This is a genomic window from Acinetobacter sp. ANC 4973, assembly GCF_002135275.1.
GTDB classification, from domain to species: Bacteria; Pseudomonadota; Gammaproteobacteria; order Pseudomonadales; family Moraxellaceae; genus Acinetobacter; species Acinetobacter kyonggiensis.
Map to the genome: position 1 here is coordinate 209,233 of NZ_NEGM01000005.1, position 19,963 is coordinate 229,195.

General features: G+C 38.2%; 21 protein-coding genes and 1 pseudogene. 1 reads left to right on the forward strand and 21 read right to left on the reverse strand.

Features of this window, described 5'->3' with window-relative positions:
- Nucleotides 1-29 precede the first annotated feature (29 nt).
- The 15 genes and pseudogenes from B9T30_RS08335 to B9T30_RS08405 form a co-directional block, all read right to left on the reverse strand.
- On the reverse strand, nt 30-2,024 hold the full coding sequence (locus B9T30_RS08335; protein ID WP_086184564.1) for a Hint domain-containing homing endonuclease: 1,995 nt from the start codon (nt 2,022-2,024) through the stop codon (nt 30-32).
- Nucleotides 2,025-2,741: 717 nt separating this feature from the next.
- Nucleotides 2,742-3,098, reverse strand: coding sequence for a hypothetical protein (locus B9T30_RS08340; protein WP_004649182.1), 357 nt, complete (start codon nt 3,096-3,098; stop codon nt 2,742-2,744).
- 41 nt (nt 3,099-3,139) lie between these two features.
- Nucleotides 3,140-4,135 (reverse strand): hypothetical protein, encoded by a 996-nt coding sequence (locus B9T30_RS08345; protein WP_086184565.1) that lies wholly within the window; start codon nt 4,133-4,135, stop codon nt 3,140-3,142.
- A gap of 74 nt (nt 4,136-4,209) precedes the next feature.
- Nucleotides 4,210-4,626 carry a roadblock/LC7 domain-containing protein gene (locus B9T30_RS08350; RefSeq protein ID WP_086184566.1) on the reverse strand — a complete coding sequence of 139 codons (417 nt, stop codon included), beginning with the start codon at nt 4,624-4,626 and terminating at the stop codon, nt 4,210-4,212.
- A 9-nt stretch (nt 4,627-4,635) separates the two neighbouring features.
- Nucleotides 4,636-5,178 carry a GTP-binding protein gene (locus tag B9T30_RS08355; RefSeq protein ID WP_086184567.1) on the reverse strand — a complete coding sequence of 181 codons (543 nt, stop codon included), beginning with the start codon at nt 5,176-5,178 and terminating at the stop codon, nt 4,636-4,638.
- A gap of 726 nt (nt 5,179-5,904) precedes the next feature.
- Entirely contained in the window at nt 5,905-6,414 is a 510-nt protein-coding gene (locus tag B9T30_RS08360) for a hypothetical protein (RefSeq protein ID WP_086184568.1), read from the reverse strand.
- Nucleotides 6,407-7,213, reverse strand: coding sequence for a hypothetical protein (locus B9T30_RS08365; RefSeq protein ID WP_086184569.1), 807 nt, complete (start codon nt 7,211-7,213; stop codon nt 6,407-6,409). The genes B9T30_RS08360 and B9T30_RS08365 overlap by 8 nt, the downstream gene beginning before the upstream one ends.
- Nucleotides 7,210-8,133 (reverse strand): hypothetical protein, encoded by a 924-nt coding sequence (locus tag B9T30_RS08370; RefSeq protein WP_086184570.1) that lies wholly within the window; start codon nt 8,131-8,133, stop codon nt 7,210-7,212. The genes B9T30_RS08365 and B9T30_RS08370 overlap by 4 nt, the downstream gene beginning before the upstream one ends.
- 73 nt (nt 8,134-8,206) lie before the next feature.
- Nucleotides 8,207-8,431, reverse strand: coding sequence for a hypothetical protein (locus tag B9T30_RS08375; protein ID WP_086184571.1), 225 nt, complete (start codon nt 8,429-8,431; stop codon nt 8,207-8,209).
- A 12-nt stretch (nt 8,432-8,443) separates the two neighbouring features.
- Nucleotides 8,444-8,641, reverse strand: coding sequence for a hypothetical protein (locus B9T30_RS08380; protein ID WP_086184572.1), 198 nt, complete (start codon nt 8,639-8,641; stop codon nt 8,444-8,446).
- Complete coding sequence (locus B9T30_RS08385; RefSeq protein WP_086184573.1) at nt 8,641-9,105, reverse strand: hypothetical protein; 465 nt, start codon at nt 9,103-9,105, stop codon at nt 8,641-8,643. The genes B9T30_RS08380 and B9T30_RS08385 overlap by 1 nt, the downstream gene beginning before the upstream one ends.
- A gap of 804 nt (nt 9,106-9,909) precedes the next feature.
- Nucleotides 9,910-10,518 (reverse strand): annotated as a pseudogene (locus tag B9T30_RS08390) (hypothetical protein); the annotation flags it as partial.
- Entirely contained in the window at nt 10,506-11,945 is a 1,440-nt protein-coding gene (locus tag B9T30_RS08395; RefSeq protein ID WP_086184574.1) for a hypothetical protein, read from the reverse strand. The pseudogene B9T30_RS08390 and the gene B9T30_RS08395, both read right to left, overlap by 13 nt.
- A complete protein-coding gene (locus B9T30_RS08400) occupies nt 11,929-12,270 on the reverse strand; it encodes a hypothetical protein (protein ID WP_086184575.1) in 342 nt (113 codons plus the stop codon). Before B9T30_RS08400 ends, B9T30_RS08395 begins: the two co-directional genes overlap by 17 nt.
- A complete protein-coding gene (locus tag B9T30_RS08405) occupies nt 12,267-12,620 on the reverse strand; it encodes a hypothetical protein (protein WP_086184576.1) in 354 nt (117 codons plus the stop codon). The genes B9T30_RS08400 and B9T30_RS08405 overlap by 4 nt, the downstream gene beginning before the upstream one ends.
- 433 nt (nt 12,621-13,053) lie before the next feature.
- Here B9T30_RS08405 and B9T30_RS08410 point away from each other — a divergent pair, with 433 nt between their 5' ends.
- Nucleotides 13,054-14,325 carry a hypothetical protein gene (locus B9T30_RS08410; RefSeq protein ID WP_086184577.1) on the forward strand — a complete coding sequence of 424 codons (1,272 nt, stop codon included), beginning with the start codon at nt 13,054-13,056 and terminating at the stop codon, nt 14,323-14,325.
- Nucleotides 14,326-14,438: 113 nt separating this feature from the next.
- On the opposite strand, the gene B9T30_RS08415 is transcribed toward B9T30_RS08410, so the two are convergent.
- The 6 genes from B9T30_RS08415 to B9T30_RS08440 all read right to left on the reverse strand — a co-directional run bounded on the left by B9T30_RS08415 (nt 14,439) and on the right by B9T30_RS08440 (nt 19,878).
- Nucleotides 14,439-15,338 (reverse strand): hypothetical protein, encoded by a 900-nt coding sequence (locus B9T30_RS08415; RefSeq protein ID WP_086184578.1) that lies wholly within the window; start codon nt 15,336-15,338, stop codon nt 14,439-14,441.
- Between the two features lie 338 nt (nt 15,339-15,676).
- A complete protein-coding gene (locus B9T30_RS08420) occupies nt 15,677-15,898 on the reverse strand; it encodes a hypothetical protein (protein WP_086184579.1) in 222 nt (73 codons plus the stop codon).
- 82 nt (nt 15,899-15,980) lie between these two features.
- Nucleotides 15,981-16,460, reverse strand: coding sequence for a hypothetical protein (locus B9T30_RS08425; protein WP_086184580.1), 480 nt, complete (start codon nt 16,458-16,460; stop codon nt 15,981-15,983).
- Nucleotides 16,461-16,548: 88 nt separating this feature from the next.
- Entirely contained in the window at nt 16,549-17,064 is a 516-nt protein-coding gene (locus B9T30_RS08430) for a hypothetical protein (RefSeq protein WP_086184581.1), read from the reverse strand.
- A 116-nt stretch (nt 17,065-17,180) separates the two neighbouring features.
- On the reverse strand, nt 17,181-17,729 hold the full coding sequence (locus B9T30_RS08435; protein WP_086184582.1) for a hypothetical protein: 549 nt from the start codon (nt 17,727-17,729) through the stop codon (nt 17,181-17,183).
- Nucleotides 17,722-19,878, reverse strand: a complete 2,157-nt coding sequence (locus tag B9T30_RS08440) for a phage tail tip lysozyme (RefSeq protein ID WP_086184583.1) — start codon at nt 19,876-19,878, stop codon at nt 17,722-17,724. Before B9T30_RS08440 ends, B9T30_RS08435 begins: the two co-directional genes overlap by 8 nt.
- Nucleotides 19,879-19,963: the final 85 nt, after the last annotated feature.

A 19,963-nucleotide genomic window follows, 5' to 3' on the forward strand; every position in this document is an offset into this window, starting at 1 on the left:
GCTAATAACTCGATGGTGCTGAAAAAGAGTCATGTTCCAAATTCTTTTTCGGCAGCCTCTTTTAACTGACTGAAACGTGATTTTTTTGCAGCCTGCTCTTGCGCTTCAGGACTTTCATCTACCACTGCAACATTTTCATATGCTTCGGTATAGAACACATTTTCCAGAAATAAGAAGGCGAAAACATCACCTAGATCGGGAGACTTAATCCCCATGCGTTTCATTTCATCTTTGCTAAAAATTTTATAGCGGCTGTGCTCATCAAAGGTGTATGGGATTTTAATAATCTGAGCCTGAATCTTGACCTTAAATTTAATCGTTTTAAGTTTAAACCGGCCCTGATCTACCGCCCGATAGAGTCCGACATAGGCCAAAGCACGTTTATTCACATATTCTTTGCGATTGCTATTACTGAAGCATGCCCCGCCCCAATGTACTGGCATATACCAAATACCATTTTTCGTTAACAACTGACCTAGGCCTTTACCTGCACCGTTGTCATCAACAACTAGCGTTGCATTCGGATACTTCAGAATGCATTCGTGGATCTTAGCGAACAGCTCTGTAATATCATCCTTGTTCTTACAAAGCGGGATATCAACTACTTCAACCCGCCGCGCTCGATCCCCCCACTGCGCTTCACCCCATACTTTAGATACGGCGATAACAGAATCATCACGACCAACACCGCCGCCAACATCGACGGTAATCACATAACCAAACAGATGATCTTTAAAAATTGAAGCACCGCAGTACATATTCTCTGCTTGGCGCTTGGTAATCAGGAACTCATCTGCTCGATCTGGGAATTGACCTAAAACACGGATTTGATATTGAGGATCATCACGGCTGCCGTATTTTTGACGCTGTTCTTTCAGGGATTGCTTGCTGACTAGCGGTGATTCTTCACCATTGAATGTAAGCGCAGTCCACACACCACCAGATCGATGGCTCAGTGTATGATGGGTTTCATAAAAGAGGCCGGCATTGCGTGTTGGCTGTGACGTTAAAACAGCTCGGTTATCTTCATGCGTTAAGGCACCCAAAACAACGTCCATAACCTCATCAGGAATACCGCTGGCTTCATCTCCCCATAAGAGATAGTTATCAGCATGGTTCCCTGCAAGGTTGGTCGGCTGGTGCTTTGGTGCTGTCTTAGCAAAGACATACCACTTTTCTTTCGATCCTTTGATATAGACCAGTTCAGATTGATAGCCGACATAATCCGCCAGCCATCCAAGTGGACCACTCTTAAGCCGTCCAAGGTTGATGCTGATTTCTTTCCAGACTTGTTTCTTCAGCTGCCCAATTTGCGGAGCAGTAAACATCGTGATGGATTCATCAAAGAACAATAGATGCCAGAGCGCAACAATGCCTGCAGAAGCGGTTTTACCCGTATTGTGGTGCACCATGCTGTCAGCGGTAAGGAAAGTTGAATCACCATCCAGTACAAAGCCGAAATACTCACCTTCACCCAGTGATATGGCGCGTTTAATGCGTATAGGGCTGTATTTCTTATGCTTCAGCTCATAGGCAGCAAATTGACGCTTGGTTTCCTCTGGCCATTCTAGCCACTTGGAGACCAATACCTCCATGTAATCACCAGCTTTCCAGCCATTTCTTGTTTCAAGAGCAATTAAACAGAGAATGTGAGACTTGTTATAGACATGGCTTTTGCCATTTTCATATTCGAAATGGTATAAATCCTGCCAGCCAGTAACTGTGCTGATCACTTCCCGCGGTTTAATGCCATCACTGCCTAATACGGCGTCATTAATTGTTATTTTTTCTACACGCTTCCACTTGCCATTCGCTAAGCGGATCTTTGTGCCTTTGCCAAAACAACCATGTCCAGAAGCAACAGATGTACGGCTGCCGTCAAATGCAATCGACTCGAATAAAAGTTCTTGTTGCCATGTGGGTGTAATGCCAAGCGCTTCGACCGCAAATGCATAAATGTCATAGCGATACCGAACGCAGAGTTCCCACCATTCAGGGATTTCTTTAAGATGTTGGAGTGCCATTAGAAAGCTGATTGAAGTTTTATTTTTATTTTAAGTTTTTCAATTTGTTGTAATTTTAAGCTGTTCCAGTGAATATATTCACTATTACAAATAATTTTTTAATTTTTGAAAATATTTAGCCATTAAAAAGCACCCTTTAACTCAGACTAAAAGTGTCTAACTTTCGAGGTGCAGTTCATTGAGCGGGGTTGTAGATGTCGTAATACTTCAACTATTTAGAAACTTCCGTCAAACAATCTCGACAAACATTGGTTTCTTTATCGATAATCGGGTATTCAACTTCAGTTGCACCATGTAAACCAAATAAACAGAACAGGAGTTGGAGCATATTGTTTCTCCATGCAAAAAAAAAGCCCACTCAAGGAAAGATGATGTGGGCGAAACTAAGGACCTTTAAAGGTCGGAAACTACAGCTAGTTTCTGCCGCATATTCTCTACACTAATGTCATATTTTGCAGTGGCAAAATATAACATTATCCAAAATAATACTAATCAAATCAAAATATTAGATTCAATTAACCTATTGTTTAGAACAAATAAAAAAACTGATTATCGTGAACCAACCGCTACTGAACACTACTATATCTTCAAAGTTAGTTATTGCAGTGCGCCATCGAATTTTTCATATTCTATTTGACATGGAACCACCTAGTTCCATCAACGATAAAAGACAATTACTGAACTGATCAAATAATTGTCTTAACGATTTATAATTTATTAAGAAAAATCTAATTCTTTTTCGAACGCTTTTAGCTCATAACGAGCCATTGCTAAGTTCGATTTTGAACGATCTAAGACTAAATAAAGAAATAATGCATCATTCGAATCTAAAGGACGGATTAAATGATATTGTTTACCTAAAGTAATTAAAATATCTTCAATATCATCATTTAGTTGTAATGTTTTAGCAACCTTACGTTTTGAACGAATCACTTCCGTATTCCCTGCTGCTGCAAGCTCTAAATCTACACCACTCCCCTGTGTTGCCAAAGCGAGTCCACTTTCGCTATCAACCAATGCAGCTGCAACAAAACCATCTAAATTTGTTAATGTATCTAAACCAATACGTGCCATTTTTTACACCTCAACAATAGGGTTTCCCCTGAAAAATTTATTTATAAGCCAAGTTTCTTTCGAAGCTTCCCAAAAAAGCTGCGAAGTTTATTTGTTTGACCTGTTTCAATCAGGTTTATTTCTGTAGAGAATTTAACTTCATCAGATTCAACAATCCGCCCCAATTGAAGTAAGCTTGCACAGCCAACAAAATTCAATATTTTTTCATCCGTTGAATTAAGATGTTGTTTAACCGCCTCAATATTGGCACCTTCTGAAAAACAGGCTGCCATTTTCAAGTAATCTCGTCGGCGCATATCTCTTTCAAACTGTGGCCAAATCTCTAATTTAAAATTCTGATTTAGTTCTATTTTCGGAAGCTGTATCATCGAAGACTGACTTAAAATCAGCCACAACCAAACTCGCAAATCATAAATTAACTTGCCTTCAGTTTGTTCTTGCACGATTTGACTCGTTGCATAGGTTTGATTCAAAGATTCGTTAAACTGTAGCCCAGTCATATTTGCTTCAACCCATACACGCTCTGTCCGTGTATCAATAAGTGCAATAAATCCACTGGCATCAAACAACTGAATATACCCATTGCGTGGCGTAAAGATCTCTGCAAATACGTCTTCTATAGTCGCATCAGGTTTCAAAGCGACAGGAAGCTTATTTCTGGTATCAAGATAAAGTTGCTTATCATTTAACTTAGATTCGATGGGTTCAATATCAAGTAGAATTTCTTGTGAAAGCCACTCATGCAAGTATTTTAAGTCTGAAAAAGGATAGAATAATTGATCATCAATAATTCTCCCCAAATCACTATTTGACTTTGTTAATCTCAAATAGCGTTTCACTTTTTCTTTTAATACCTTTTGAATACCAATCGAATTAAAAAAAACATCACTGACCAATAACACATCAATTTTATCTTCAGCAATATTGACCCACTTAAGATGTGTATTTGCAGGCAGACATAACGAAATCTGAGTCTTTAATTGGTTTAGGTCTGTCGTATTTAAACCAAATATCGCTATTTTTAAAGCTTGCGCCATTTTAAACCCACATTAAAATCCTGATATTAGCTATATCTAAAAGAATTAAATTCTCAATCGAAGCTATTAAATATTTAAGAAACTTGTTTGATTTGAGACGTTGCTAAACTCTCACTCAACTTTTTGAAGTAATACAGCATTTGTCCCATCAAAATGTCTTTATTGGTCACAGCAACAATCACCATAGGATGGTGTGGGTGATCTACAGCAGTTAAAAATACTTTGCCATTTTCCGCATCTAAAGTAATTGTTTGACATCCGACTAATTGAATTTCAGATATGAAAGCAGAGACCATGGCTAAGATTGAGCTACTTACGGCAGCAATTTTCCCTGTGTTCTCTATATTTTTTTTTGAAGCAAGGGAGAGCTCAAAACCATCAGATGAGCACAACATAACAAAATTTACACCACTCACTTCATTTAAAAAATCGTGCAATTCTTGGCTAGAAAATGCTTTGAATTCTTGTTCTATTTCACGTGAATTAATCATTTTCTACCTTTATATCGTTATTGCAGGTTGCATTTCTAATTTTGCAATGAGCGTTTCTATCATTAACAAAACATCATCTTTTTTGCGTGCATCCACTGCAAATAAGGGGAATTTTTTTTGATGAATTTGCATCCAATCCCGATATATTTTTAACTTCTGATCATGTTCTAAATCTAAATGTGTTACCCCAACCACAATATTCGTACCTAAATCTTCAAATGCTTTTAAATAGAACTCTAGGTCTTTTAATCTTTGGGAACTACTGTGATCAATTAAAACGACGATACCTATCGCACCTTTACATACAATTGACCACATAAAATCAAAGCGGTCTTGTCCCGGTGTGCCGTATAAACCTATCTTAGTACCGTCATCTAAACTGATTTCGCCATAATCAATGCCGACAGTTGTTAACGCTTTTTGATGTGCTTGAGTATCTGTATTAACTGCTTCAGTGCTGATGACACCAGTATCAGATAATGCTTTTATGGCAGCAGATTTTCCTGCTCCCATTGTTCCCCCGAAAACAATTTTATATTGCTGCAATATCATTTCTGAATAAACCAAACTCTAATTATGTGATTTATATCACATAATACACAAATTAAATGAAAAAGTATTACTTATTTTTAGTATTTTATACAAAGATATGAAGTATAAATTACCAACCATTTACCTACCTTTAGTAAATTTTAAGCTCTACTGGCATCAAGTTAACTAGATGCCACTTTGATTTAACTTAATTAACCCTAATCTGGCTTAGATCAATACCTCCATAATTTGTGTTATTTGCTTATTTTTAATGACAAACTGCGAAATAACCTAAATACAGCCGTACTTAGTTATTACCAGTTGATAAAAACTTTTAGTAAACTTAAATTTTTTTGAATTAATTAATAAATGATAATTCTACTAATTTTTTATCAGGGCAAAAAGAACGCTTTAAAGTTATTGAGTTGAGAATATTTATACTCGATATAGCGATAAACACGATCTATGAAAGACTTAGCAATGATGAGTAAAATCTCAAGCGTTTATTCTATTATTTTAAGGTTTTCAAATACTGCTTCAAAATGCTGAAAAACATCAATATCGCAAGATTAAGATGCATATTCCATATATTACAATTAAATGATAGGTAGTAGCTTAGGCGGTATGTTAACTACCTAATAGTTTCTAACCATTTATTTCAATTCAATTTCTTTTCTTCGATTCGGGTCAACTAAAGAAAACAGCAAATTGCCGTTTTCTTGATAATATCAACTACAAATATAAGAATTAAATACTGAATGGCAACATTGTTCGATCAACATCGTCCTCGTTTTGTACCTGATTCGACATCACTCCATATGCAGTGGCAATTTTATGACTTGCCCAAATCGCTAGTAGTGCTGCAATATGGCCGTTGTCTAACGAACTACTGTCAAACTCCTGCTGCATGCCCTTTTTATCAATTTTCCGCACTTGCAGAATGTTCATTGGGTTATAGCGGGTAATTGAATTTTCAAATTCAACCAGTCCACCACGATAGCTTGCCTGATAAATACGGATCACCTCTTCAAGATGCTGCTGTGCATCGAATTTCAGCTGCCAGTTCTTAATCAAGTTAGGCGAATCGGTAACAACGACCGTATTTTTACGCAGATCTGGCGGTACGGCCAAGGCTGTGAATATCTCAGTTTTTTGCAGCAGAATTTCACCTGTGTCCTGATAACACATCGCCATTAAGCGTACAGGTTGATCAGAGAAACCAGTCACACGGCTATCAATACGGATCATTTCAGTCATGAATGTTCTCCACTGTAATATCTCCCGTGTCTCTATCTGCTTTAATACGAACATGACCGTCTTCAGCAAATTTATCGGCTTGAATCACCACAAAATCCTCCAATGGTTTTTCTACTGCCGACCCATCTGGGTTATAACCGTTGTCGGTATTATTGTCATGCTGTCCACCAAGTCCCAATAATTGAGGAACATAACCAATCAACTGCACATCAATCGTAAAAATAGACAGGTTGATTGCTTCACTGGGCACTGGTGATGGAAACAACTGATTTTCTAAAACTGTAAATGTACTGTACTCAATATGACTGCTGGCCATTTCAAAAGGCACTGCAACACGGCGCTTATCCTCATCCTGCATATAGGTACAGAACTGGTCGCAGACAGACCGGGCATCATGTGAGTTGGTCGCATAAAAAGCAATTTGCGCACGAACTGTTTTTGCAATTAAACGGATCTTTACATGCTTATCATCAATTACCACTGGCACAAAGTATGGCACTGGCAAAAGCTGACTAACATCGGGCGGCTGATCAATCAACGCCGTGGCCGTCAGCATAATCGGTATAAACGCCGTTGCACCGCCTGAGACATCAGCATTTTGACTTTTACGATATTCAGCCAGCATCGACTCTGAATCGTCCATCAGACGGCTTGGACAGGACTTAATGGCTGTGCTGATCTGCCGAGCCTTCCATTCATCCGTCTGAACGGTTTCAGGCATATACCATGCCCGAAAATCGACCAGCATTTTATACCAAGCATCTTGAATGCATTTAAGCGAATCTTTAGGCATGCTCACATTCCACCCCACCCAAAGAGTTTAAAGCCTTTAGCTTTTACGGGTTTTGTCTTTGGCTTTTCACCATCGATCTGCATACGCGCAATTTCACTTTCTGTTAGCAGCTGCTCTGCTTCATCACACGCTGAATCAAAAGAGCGGATCTCCCCGACCATGCCTGTATAGAAATCCTGTGTACGCTGAACCTGTAATGCTGCACGCTGATCACGTTTAGCCAGCTGATTTACCAGCTGATCCACTTGATCTAAAGCCTGCTCATTGAATTGATGCAGCTGGAGCTGGGCGTGAATATTATCAAAATCCCGCACAATCTGCTGTTCTAGCATATTCGCAATCATGGCTTCCGAAGGTGATAGCAAGGAAATGTCTGTCGCGCTATCAAAACAGGAAACAAGGCCTTCTTGCTGTTCTGGAACGGCAAGTCCATCAAACAGCTGACCATCACCTACATTTGTTGTGTAGTTGGGCTGCATGACATAGTCATAACCATAAAAATTGACTGGTACTAAGCTAAGTCCAGAACGGCGGTAATCCTGTGCAGAGCTGAAACCTCCAGCACGGGTAAGATATTGCTTACGTGCATATTCCCCTGCTTCATTGTCGAAAAACTCTGCTATATGAGTCACATCGCCATTTTTATCAGCATAGGATTCAAGTGTTCTAAATGCTGGCTCTAAATACACCACTTTGCCATCAATGACCGTAGACTCAGGCGGGAACATGCCGTAACGGCGGCGGATCTCATGCCCATTGTATCCGTACAACGTCCCTGTCTTAATCATTTCCTGAACTTTAGGATGGTTGATCTGATTGATCATTTCTTTCATATCAACATTGGCGCGGTTTTTACCTGAATGTTGGCGGCCACGCTCAAATAAGTTGTATTTAATTTTCTTGGTTTTTCGAGCTGTATCAGCCATGAAAAAGCCCCAATAAGTGATTATTAGGGCTATTTTGGCAAGACGGCGTAGTGTAGGTTTTATAGTGTTCCAATTAGACTTGAGATTTACGTGTTGTAAGCTCATCAAGTTTCGTTCTTTCCATTGTCAGCAACAGACTATGACCATTTTTCATGCCTAAAATGACGCTGGCATATTTACTTTCATACCCTCTCATTCCACCGCAATAGTCAGTGTCGGAAACTTCAATATACGAAATATCATCTAAATCAACATACTGATCATTGCATTTTTTACAGCAACGGATTTTAGTAAGCATTGAATATTCTCCTTAACGGCCTAAATGCCGTACATTCAAACGCTTTTTCTTCTGACTGACTTTATTCACCTTTGATTTGACTTTACGCTTGGATGTGAAAGCATACGGCGATTTATCTGTGCTTGGACTTGAGTAACCGCCTGAATGGGCGACTTCTAAACCGCGAGCTAACGCTCCAAGCAAAACCACTCTGAATAGTTTAAGTTTCATTAGTCTTTACTCCGCATAAGACCTTCAACAACACGTGCCAGCCGTTCAGCCGTCCGCGCATCAAAAGCAGCCAGAGCTTTTTTCATTGCTGCAATGGCCTGCTTGTTATGTTCTGAAGGAAATTGGCCATCTAAAATCTTGGTACGATGAATCAGCACATTTAAAAGTGCTTCATTGGTCGCACCATTCACGCCTTCTAAAACGGTTGGACCATCTTGGAAATGAAGGTGAATATCAAATGGCTCGATATAGTCTGGAGATTTTGGATTGGAAGAAATTTTATAATAATTACCACGGGCATAGGCTGTTACACCTTCCACCTGTTCACCGTTCTGTACCTGCTCAATGACAGCCGAATCTAAATCAGCTTTAGCGTGCCCTAAAAACTCTTCAACAATTAAGTTCTGGTCACTTCCAGCATCAGCAGTAAGCGCGATAGTAATGTTTTCGGTATTGGCAGACATAAAATATCTCTTTAGTTTAAGATGAATTACATCAAACCATTTTCAAATATTTTTCAGCCTTGCCAGTTCCAAACAATTCTATAAGCGTAAATATTTATTGAGTTCAAATAGATCTATCAAGTCAGCAATTTTTACAAACTGTTTTGATTCATCTGTACTAAAAATGCTTTGAGCCACATTTTCTAAATATGCTTCGGCAAGCAGCGAAATTGCTTGGTTCGATGATGAAGCGTTTGAAATGATTTTTTGAGCAATTGTTAAAAAAGAGACGTATTTTTCAATAAAATCATCTGGATTGTAGTTGGGATTGAGTTGTGATTGAACATTCCTCGTTTGATAGTTAGATTCATTTGAAAACTTACCTTTACACAAATTACCTTCGACAATAACAGGTTCTTTATCCCCCCAGCCACCTGCAACTCCACCCCACCAGCGCTCACAAACAAGTTCAACAGAAGGCTCATACCACCCTAATCCACTAATATAGTATAAATACTCAGAATTACTGAGATCATATTCTTTATAAAAAATTCTACCGTTTACTTCATCCCACAACCAGGTAATTCCACCAGTCAACTCATTACAAGCATCAATTACAGCTTGCCACTGTTGCATACCCTCATCATGCAATGAACGAACAATTGCTTCAGTTAAGTCTAAATTTGCATAACTATCATAATATTCACGCTGATTTGTTTTAACTGCAATGTAGTGCGCAATACCGTTAGTATTCACTGTTACAGCTGAATTAAGAATCCAGTCACTCCATTCATGCTCTATCTCAGGTTCAGCGGCATGGTCACTGAAATCAATCACCTGATAAACCTTACCATATACTGCTACACCTATTGCTTTATTGCCAAATTCAACATCCAAAGCCTTTGCATGAACTTTCACCACGACATTCGCAGGTACTAAACGCCGTATAATAGGTGCAAGCTCAACAATCTCAGAAGTATCAACTGTGTCCTCAATTGAAATACGCAAACGGCTTGTGAGGAAATGATCAGGCTTTTCTTCAACCGTAATATGGGCTGGATAATTCAAATAGGTTTTGATTGGATGCCAGAGGCGTTTAATCTGCCACTGATCCGTCCAGATCATGCGCAGTACAAATTCTAAAAAGCCTAAACCGCGCTCACTGGCCAGACTTGACCAGTTTGCATAGATTACCCGCATCAGCGTATCTGAAGTCAGTGGACGCCGTAGTACCACAAGCCCATCTTGCTTAGAAAAGCGTTCAATCACTTTTCGGCTGCCTAAGTGCGGACAGCCATAGTCCAGCATGTCCTGCACCTGCTGTTCAAAAACATCGGCAAAGACTTGTTTAAATGCCTTGGCCAATGCCGTTTCTAAGCCCAGATGATTATTGACTTGCTGATCAATGGGACGCGTAAAACTTACATTACCCATGCTGCCCCCATCTCTGCGGTGCGTTCTAGATTCAGTGTGATGCTGGAGTCAGAAACATAGACCCATTCATGCGGTTTATTTAGGGACGAAGGGACACTGAGTGAAAAGTCACTAATATTGTCCTGAAAGGCTGTAATATTTTTACGCAGTTGTGTAGAGATTTCCTGTGTATTGAAGCCATTCACCAGCCAGCGGCTTGAACTCAATTTAGTTTGGCCATAACGGTCAATCAGTAAGCCTTTAATCTGCATTTTCACACCGTCCAAATCGTGCACGGCGGCCAAGCGACCGTTTAACACTATTGCAAAAGGCTTTTCTAATACTGCATGCACTCTTACCCGGTCTTTATACAGGCTGTCCAGCTGGCCAATGTACTGGATGATTTCCTGTTCCAGTGTTGCCTGCTCCACGCTGTTTTTAGCAACTACTGCAATATGTAGATGATTGATATCTTGATAGGTCGCGCCATAGTAGCGGTCATGCTCATTTTCATTCCACACCGCCAGATAGTTAGCGCGTGGCATAAATTTAGCCCGAACTGAATAATCAAAATTACCCAGAAACACGGCATTTTCATCGTACAGCGATGGATAGCTGGACAGTACGCGCAGCTCAGATACATTTAGCGGATCTGCCCCCTGAAGTACCGCTCCACTCTGCTTAAATCGCACTGAGACACGTTGCTCATCAGCATTGAATACATCGACCAGTGAAGCATCTTTTAAACGCGAAATATCGACATCGCCGTATGTTTCCAAAATACCAAAGGTAAATACCTGATTGGCTTTTGCAGTGCATCCTGCGCGCTCATCATCACCAAACTCTATAAAGATACGGCGTAAGCTATCCGTGGATAAATTAAATGCCATCTCTAAAGGTGCGACATTCATCCAGCGCTTTTTATGCAGGTAGAGATTGTTTTGATCATCACGCACCGTAATACCGGCTAATGACAAATCATCCTGCAATTTAATCTGCGTACGATGGAATCTTTCACTGTTCTGTACCAGGTATTGGACTTCTCTGTATTCACTCTGCTCTGCCAGTACTTCTCCTGTTTCACCCGCTGATACAGTCACAGACTGTAGTAAACGCCATGGACGACCACTGTTATCTTCAATTTGACGGCCTTGGCTTAAGCTAATGCTATTCCCTGAACGGTTGAGCACTTCCAAAATATGCTGTGCCGGCATTCCAATCGGTAGAATGCCTTTATTGGTCGCATCAGCGATAATTGAGCGGTCGCGGGTTTTAATGAACGGTTCCAGTTCTGCAATATCAACTTCCTGACTGAACAACGCCAAAAATGCTGCAATAGAGCGGATCTGCTGAATGACCAATGGATCTTGCGCGTTGTAGCGCTCTTGAATTTCATAGTCATCTAATGAGGCAACAATACGTGCTTCAAAATTAGCTTGCGTCAGCATCGTATGTCTCTCCTTGCATTGACTGCGACATCTGATTGTCACGGATCTGATTCAAATTGATTGCGACATCACCGACTTTGAGGTAAATCACTTTGGTTTCAAAGCCTTCATTCTGGCTGTATAGCGCAAGCTGATCTGCACTGAGCTGCTGAAGAATCGGAATATCCTGCTTCATCTTGTTGATGAATTCATTTGCCACTGGAGAATCTAAAGGCCCCATAAGCAGACTATTCAAGTCTGGCCCATATGATGATCCAAAATAGCCGTTGATTTCAGAATTGAACCAGTGATCCAGCATGGCGTGTATCTTATTTCGATCGATCATAGCCCCGCCTTATGTGCTGCCAATTGAATGACTTTACAGAATAGGAAGGCAGCAAGTACTGTCATGGAATACAGGGCAAATGCACCCAAAATGATATAAAGGATAAATGCGGAAGCACCGCAGTAAGTTAGCACATTATAAAAAGACCATGTGGCAATGCCAGTGATCAAAACCGCAGGGATCATCAGCAGATAAAGCATCTTTTTTGACTGTCTAAATACGTTATCAACAACGCCCTGACGTAAAAGATGCATAAGCTGTACTTTACTGTCACGAAAACCCTTGAATGCAAAATATACATGCACCGAAAAGAGCAAGACCAGCAGTACATTTAAACCAAAATTCAGCATTACCCGCTCCTAAAGCTATTTATGCTTAGGGTAAGATTTCTATGACTTCAGTAAGCGGACCTGTTCCAACAAAAAAAGACCGCCTAAGCAGTCTTCTTTTGGATCTAGTGAGAATCCCATTAAAAATAAAAACTAACGGAATATCGTATGGCTAAGATAATCTCTAGGTGAATATCCCAAAATCGGACATTTCTACTTGGGAATAACATCTAAATTGCGTATAAAAAAGATTTTATGTTAAATAAACTCAAATAGATTTCGGAACGTGTGAATGCGGTATGTGAATCGTAATCTCAGCCTATAAGTTGCGTAGATACGACCGATACGTGGCTCCGAAGCCAAGATATTAGGAAGATCGGAATACTTTAAGAGTGGTTTTTTGACCGCTCTTAGGGTGAGTAAGAACATTTTAATGTATATGTAAGGGGGATTTATGAAATTAAAAAATACGTTATTTGGTAGTGAACAGAATAGATCTGATATTCCTAAATACAATGCTTGTGTAGGAAATAATGGCTGGGTTGGAATGCATAGCTATATTGATGGATTTCAATCATCTACTATAATTTTATTAGAATCTTTGATCAAAAATGTTAATAAAGAGGATTATGATGGGTTTATATGGTGTTTAGATACCTGTGTTTATCCAATATTGTTTTCTGCTAGACATTTTTTAGAACTTTTTTTGAAACAACAAGTTTTACGTATTAGTTATTTAAAAAATAAAAGTGAAGATGACTATGAAATTAAGCTTAAATTATTGAAAACACATGATACTCATAAATTATGGAAGTTATTTTTAGATGAGGTAAAATCGGTTTGTGATATTCGTTTAAATAAATATTTATATGAAATTCATTTATTTATATTGCAGTTTCATAATATTGATTCAACTGGGGAAACTTTTAGATATCCATATAGTCAGACAAACTCACTACATTTGACTAATCATAGTGTTATAGGTTTAAAAAGATTTTATGAACAATTTCTTAAATTTTCTAAAGCAGCTTCAGAATTTTCATATCTAACTTATTATTTACTTCAAGAGTATAAGGTCGGGACATATACAGAGCATTTATCTAGAGATGATATAGAAAAAATAGCTTTATTATTACCAACAAAAAACAACTGGAATAATATAAATTTAAAGCAATATCAATCATATGTTAAAGATAAATATGGAGTAGGTTCTAGAGAGTTTCGAGATGTTTTAGAAATTATTAAGAATAATATTGAGTTTAATAATATTGTATCTGATGAGTATAAATTGAAAATTGATGAGCAAAAACTTATAAAATTTTGCTTAAATTGTTTAATGGAACCAAAGCAAGATTTAAATTTATCTCTATCAGATTTAGCTGTTATTAGAGCAATACAGGAAATTAGTGTACCAATTATTGATGGAAAATACTTTTCTGAAGATATTCATTGCTTAACAGAATGCTATTATAAAGAATATGAGAATTCTAATGAGTATGCTCTAGAAAACGAAGTAGACTATATTTATGAAAATCTTAATAGAACAATTAATGGACTTAAAATGTTAAGGCAAACAAATACGCTAAATAAAATTCATATAGCATTTAAAAATTTATTTGTATGTTTGTTAAAGAATCACAAAGATGATCCTTTGGATATTGAAAGTCGTCCTCGTAGTGCTAGAAATCAATTCGAAGATATGTTTAAAGATATTATATTTAATTAATTCTAAAATTAATATAATACACCTTATGCGAAAGCAAAAAAATCTAGACTTAAGTTAATGTTTTTACTATATTTTTTAAAATTTCGCATAAGCTCTATTATGTTAAATGGGAGCTACTTTTCTTTAAAAATATCATCTTTAATAAAATCTAGATTATTATTTTTTGCATATTCCATAATTTCATCTTTCATATCTTTCTTTTGAATTAAGCGATATTTATCATTTTTATGGTAATTAGTCCCGAAAATAGGTTCAAAAATAGGTGAGCTAATTTCCGTTATTTTTGGTCGATTTCCTTGTATTTTTCTATGCACTGCAACAACTTCATCTATGATCTGAAATCCTTTTAAAGAAGATTTATTTTGATATGCTTCTACGATCTCTTTATCTAAAGACGTTATCATCTTGAGATGCATACCAACATATTCTCCTCGAACTTGTAAGAATTGTGGTGATCTATAAAAAAAGGAAGCAACACCTGCTATATTCATTCCTACACGCTCAAATGGTTCTAGATACTTTGTAGTATCACCATCTTTGTAAAAGTCGTAATATAGTTTAGTAAAAACTCTTCCCATTAACTTGCAGAAAGTTGTTTTATCTTTTTTTAATTTATCAGCGTATTTAAAATCTTCTCTTAATATTTTTCTTAGATTTTTTCCATAAGTATATAAAGCAGTAGCTATTCTTGCTCCTTGAAAATCAGCATGTGTTTCCATCGCCATTACTTCTTTATTGGAGCCAGCTTGAAAAGTACTATGATCATTTAAACAATGTGTTAATTCATGACAGAAAATCACCACATATTCTAAGAGCTCCTCCACATCTTTTATATTCGCGTTACCAGCATCTTTTGAATATTTTATGAGGTATTTTTTTTGATCTTTTAGCTTATTTGCTGAAAAGTGAATAAAGCTATTTCCTTTATTTTGAGTCTCGATTTCAAAAGTAATCAAGTGCGTTACATCTGCACATAGCAGTATAAATAGCTGTTCTACGTTAATTGTTGACAATTTTTTCTCTCAATGAAAAATCAAAATTTTAGAAGTATTTTATTTAAAGTAGCTAAAATTAACATAATACACCTTATACGAAATACGTTATAATTACCCTTTAAATTCAACGCTGTAGTTCTTATTTTTCAGCCCAATCGCCACCGATTGGGCTTTTTTTATGATTTTTCACGTTTCACGCCTATTCTTTGACCAAACTTCCACAAATTTGATTAGTACTGCTAAATAGGTAGTTTAACCATTCGGCAAGAAAAACCGGCTAAAAAAGCCCTTCATTGAACTGCCCCCGAAAGTTGGATGCTTATTTTCTATGGAGTAATCAATCTACACGAAATGATTTACCAATACGCTTTCCCATACTTGGATGAATCAGTATGGTGTATTTCAACCTTAAATCCTCTTTCTTCAAGTTGCTTTAAATAAGCATTCGTTTCTAATTGATCGCTTTTTGTGAAGTATGGCAAATCTAGCGCAATATAATTATGACCTTCTTTTAGATGCCTTTTTATACCGCTTTCAATTTGCTTTCGACACTTCTCAAATGTTCCAACACCTGCCATGTTAATTTCCTTTACTTTTTTAAATGACTATTCGAAATAACGTGTGGAAGTGCTAAAAAAGCAAAACCACACAATTTTTCAATTAAGCTAAAGCTATATTTAAATCAGCTAATTGCTTATTAGTATCGGCATTCATTTGATCAGCTTCTTTTTGCTTATCAGCATCACGCCATAATGTATTTCGTTCCGTTTCATAGTTTGGGGCTTTTTTATCAAAAGATTTCCCTTCTTTACGACAATGCCAAACGCATTTACCATTAGGGAATCGTTCCCACACCCAAGCATCCACTGGTGCTTTAGACCAAAATTTTTGCAAATTCACCATACTTTGTAATTCAACTAAAGTTACTTCCTGATTTGTATGATCATTAAAATACTGCAATGCACCATCAGAACCTTCAACATCAAAGAAATCATAAGTTAAAGCTCCTTCTTTATCGGCATACAAGTATGGGCATGTATGTGGTTTATTGTCACAGTGGTAGCCTAATTTAATGAACAACTTCCATGCTTCTAAAAATTGAGCATGGCTTTTTAATTTGATTTTCAGTGCTTGTCTCATAGTATTACCTTTTTAAATTACACACGTTATTCCGAAACACGGACTATTCTTAAAACTTAAATTCCACTACTTACGAATTGCCAAATAATTAGGCCGACTGTGTATTTGCCTGCTCTAACTGCTGAAGTAGCTGATCACGCTGTGTTGTCTTATCAGCTATTTCCTGATCAAGTTGCTTTTCCTGCTCCAGTTTTTCTGACAGCTGTTTCGGAACGCTATTGGACTGACGCCGTGGAATATTCACTTTTTCTTTTTTATTCTGCTGCTCAATCTTCGGTTGTGCAGTGCGGATCAACTGGGCAACACCTGATACGGCGTTATCAAATGTCTGCTTATAATCATCACTAAAGTCACCAGACAGTACGATTTCTTTACCGTTCAGCGATGCTTTGAATACATCTGCACTAGCGCGGGCAAATAAAGTTAATTCCTGACCGCCAGCAAATAAAAATACAATCGGCACAACACTGACGCCGCCTTTACGCTGCACCTTTTTAACTTCTGTCAGTGGGATGGATTGTCCCGATGCCTTCTCTAAAGCGCCTTTAATCTTTTGAACATACGGCGTTTGGTCTGTAATAGCTGTAAGGTTGAGATTGCCCATAAAAAAAGCCCTATTGTTGAATAGGGCAATTTTGTCATTCGCTCGAAAGTTGATTCTTAGGAGTTCCAATAAGAAATTATATGAATCTCACTTTAAAGCTTTAATATTAGTGTGAATTAAAGACAGTAACTCGGATTATTTGACAATTTATTTATCGAATCTGGATTACCTTCCAAAGCACTTTTTACCAACTTTCCACATTTTGAATTAGGTTGTTTTATATAATAATTCGTTGCATTGTTAGCACACGCACTACACATATTAAAATCTAACAGTTTGTTTTCAATATCATTGAATCTTAATTTTGATGTTGGATTATTTTTACGATCTACATTTAATTTATATGATATTTCATATTGATCACGATCAATAATCTCTCCAATACTGCAATTTTTTAGTTGTATGGATTCAACTGTTTTTCCATTAACCTTGTTGTAACGAGGATAACATCCACCTCCATGACTACAAAAAAAATAGTTCTTGTTTTCAATATCATAATTATATTGCGTAATAGCGGTTATTGTGTTGCCAACCTTATAATAAGGATTAGGATCATCTTTTGTTTTTAAACTATTGATGACTTTCCCTTGACAAATATCCGCAGCATAAACATTAACTAATGGAGTAAATGCAAATAAACTCATTAATAATATTATTTTACCCATTCCAGTTATCTCCCATACCTAACCCCCCTGTAATAGCATGAGCAAAGAATCTATCGCTCACATTTTGATTAATGTTACCACCATTTTGATTAACAACAACGACTTGCTGAGGGCTTGGAGAAGTTAGATATTCTTTGGCCGGCTCTATCTGAGTATTAATCTTAGGCGGCGTAAATGAAGAAGCTAAGGAGTTTGTTCGAGTAACAACAGGAACTTCAGCCTTTTCTGTACTTAACATTGAGGTACGAGGCTCTACGCTCCGCATCATATTTTCTGCGGTATTTACTATCGCAGTATGCGCATTTTTCGTGCCATTAATCTTGTTCTGAGATTGTTTAGCATCATTACTTTTAGGTTCTTTTTTTACTGCCTTCTTGCCTTCGTGGTTATATACCGCCCTAGCCATATTTGCCCGTTTAGCCGCTTCTAACTCCCTTGCAGCTGGTCTTTCATAATGCTTAGACACAATTGCACCAGCTTGTTCAGGTGTTGTTGTTTTACGCAGTAAATTACCTGCTCCTTTCTCATTATTTTTCAATTCATGATTTACAAATGCTAATTGCTCTTCATAAGTTGAATTTCTAATGTCTTTACCATAAGCCTGCTTAAATACTTGCTGTCTATCTGGGTGCCATTGCGCAATCCCATAGGCCCTTCCACCATCTCCGGGTATTTTATGATTGAAATTGCTTTCGGCTTCAAGGTTAGAAACAATTCCCGCCGCCTGCTCTTTTGTCCACTTTCCTCCCTTTTCACTCATAAAAAAGTCCATGGCCTTGGATCTAGCATCTGACGGATTAATTTTAGGTATTGATCCCCCACCAAACTGCGCAGGCTGATCTAATCCCTGTCCGCCGTATTGTTTACGGAATAAAAGCGACGTGCCGCTACTGTTACCCGATAGCTTTTGTTTTATCCAGTCATAGCCATCTTTAATAAGACTAGCACTCTTACCAGCTGGCGTTAAATTAAAAGCCTTCGTAGCAAGGTCAATAAAACTGTCCCAGCCAGCCTTTAAAATACCGGGTAAATCTGCTGCCTTTAAGCTGTCTGTCCATTCCTTAAAATACGGCGCTACAGTACTGCCCAGCTTATCACCAACCCAAGCACCAGCCATGCCACCGATAAGTGTTCCTACAGGCCCAAGCAAACTCCCAGCAATCGCACCAACAGTACCACCTGCAAGACTACCTACCGTACCGCCTTTCTCTTTGGTGTTCTGACTTTTCCAATCACTGAATGACAATGCGGTAAGTAAAGCCCCAACGACTGGCAACCCTTTACCAAGCTTCAGTAATTTAGTTAAACCTTTACCACCTTTGCCTAATAACCCGCCTAATAAACCACCTAATAGGCCACCACCAGCACCCAAAAGTTTACCAATACCACCAAGCAATCCACCTCTTGAAGCCAAGTTATCAGCGATCTTTTGAAGCATCTTAATCTGCTTCTTATTGTGTTCGCTTTCTTCCTTAGGCAATGGCTCACTGCGTTTACGGCTCTTCATCAGACCGGACAAAGGACGCAACATAAAGCCAGCCACGCGTTTAACTGGAGAAAGTACCGTTGCCACTTCATTAATAGCATCAAGGGTAGGATCTACGCCTTGAGGGGTGCTATTCAAGCCATTTGTTATCGCCGTACTGAGCGTTTGAGTAATTTTACCTAAGGCTGATCCACTCTCTTGGCCAGAACCAATAAAGCGACCATTTGCATCCCGCTGGCGGTCTGATCCCAGTTCACGCGCAATGCTTTCCTGCGAATCAATTGTGACCGAATCATTCTGTATTGCAGACCGCTTTGGCTTCGCTTTTGAATTAGATGGTTGGACTGATTCAGAGACTAGATCCTCTACTGTTTCCAATAATTGATTAATAGCCGTTGTAGCCTGTCTTTGTTCTCGAATTAAGTCTTCAGAATTAACCGGCTCACGTTGTGCATCAATCAATGCCTGCGCCAATGCACTGAGCTTAGGCTGAGGCAAATCGTTCTGATACTGCTGGCTTTCTCTGGTTTTTAAAGCCCGTTCAAGCAGACTGATAATCTGCTCTACATTCTGGTCAATCTTGGCCACATCACGGCCAGTCTTTTTCAAGCCAATCAGAAAACCCAGCTCATCATATTGCAAACCACTTGCAGATTGAGACATAAAAAAATCACCCTATTTTTACATAGGATGATTTTGAGGTATTGGCAGTGGCTGATTGACTGTCAGTTCCATCGACATCAAAAAT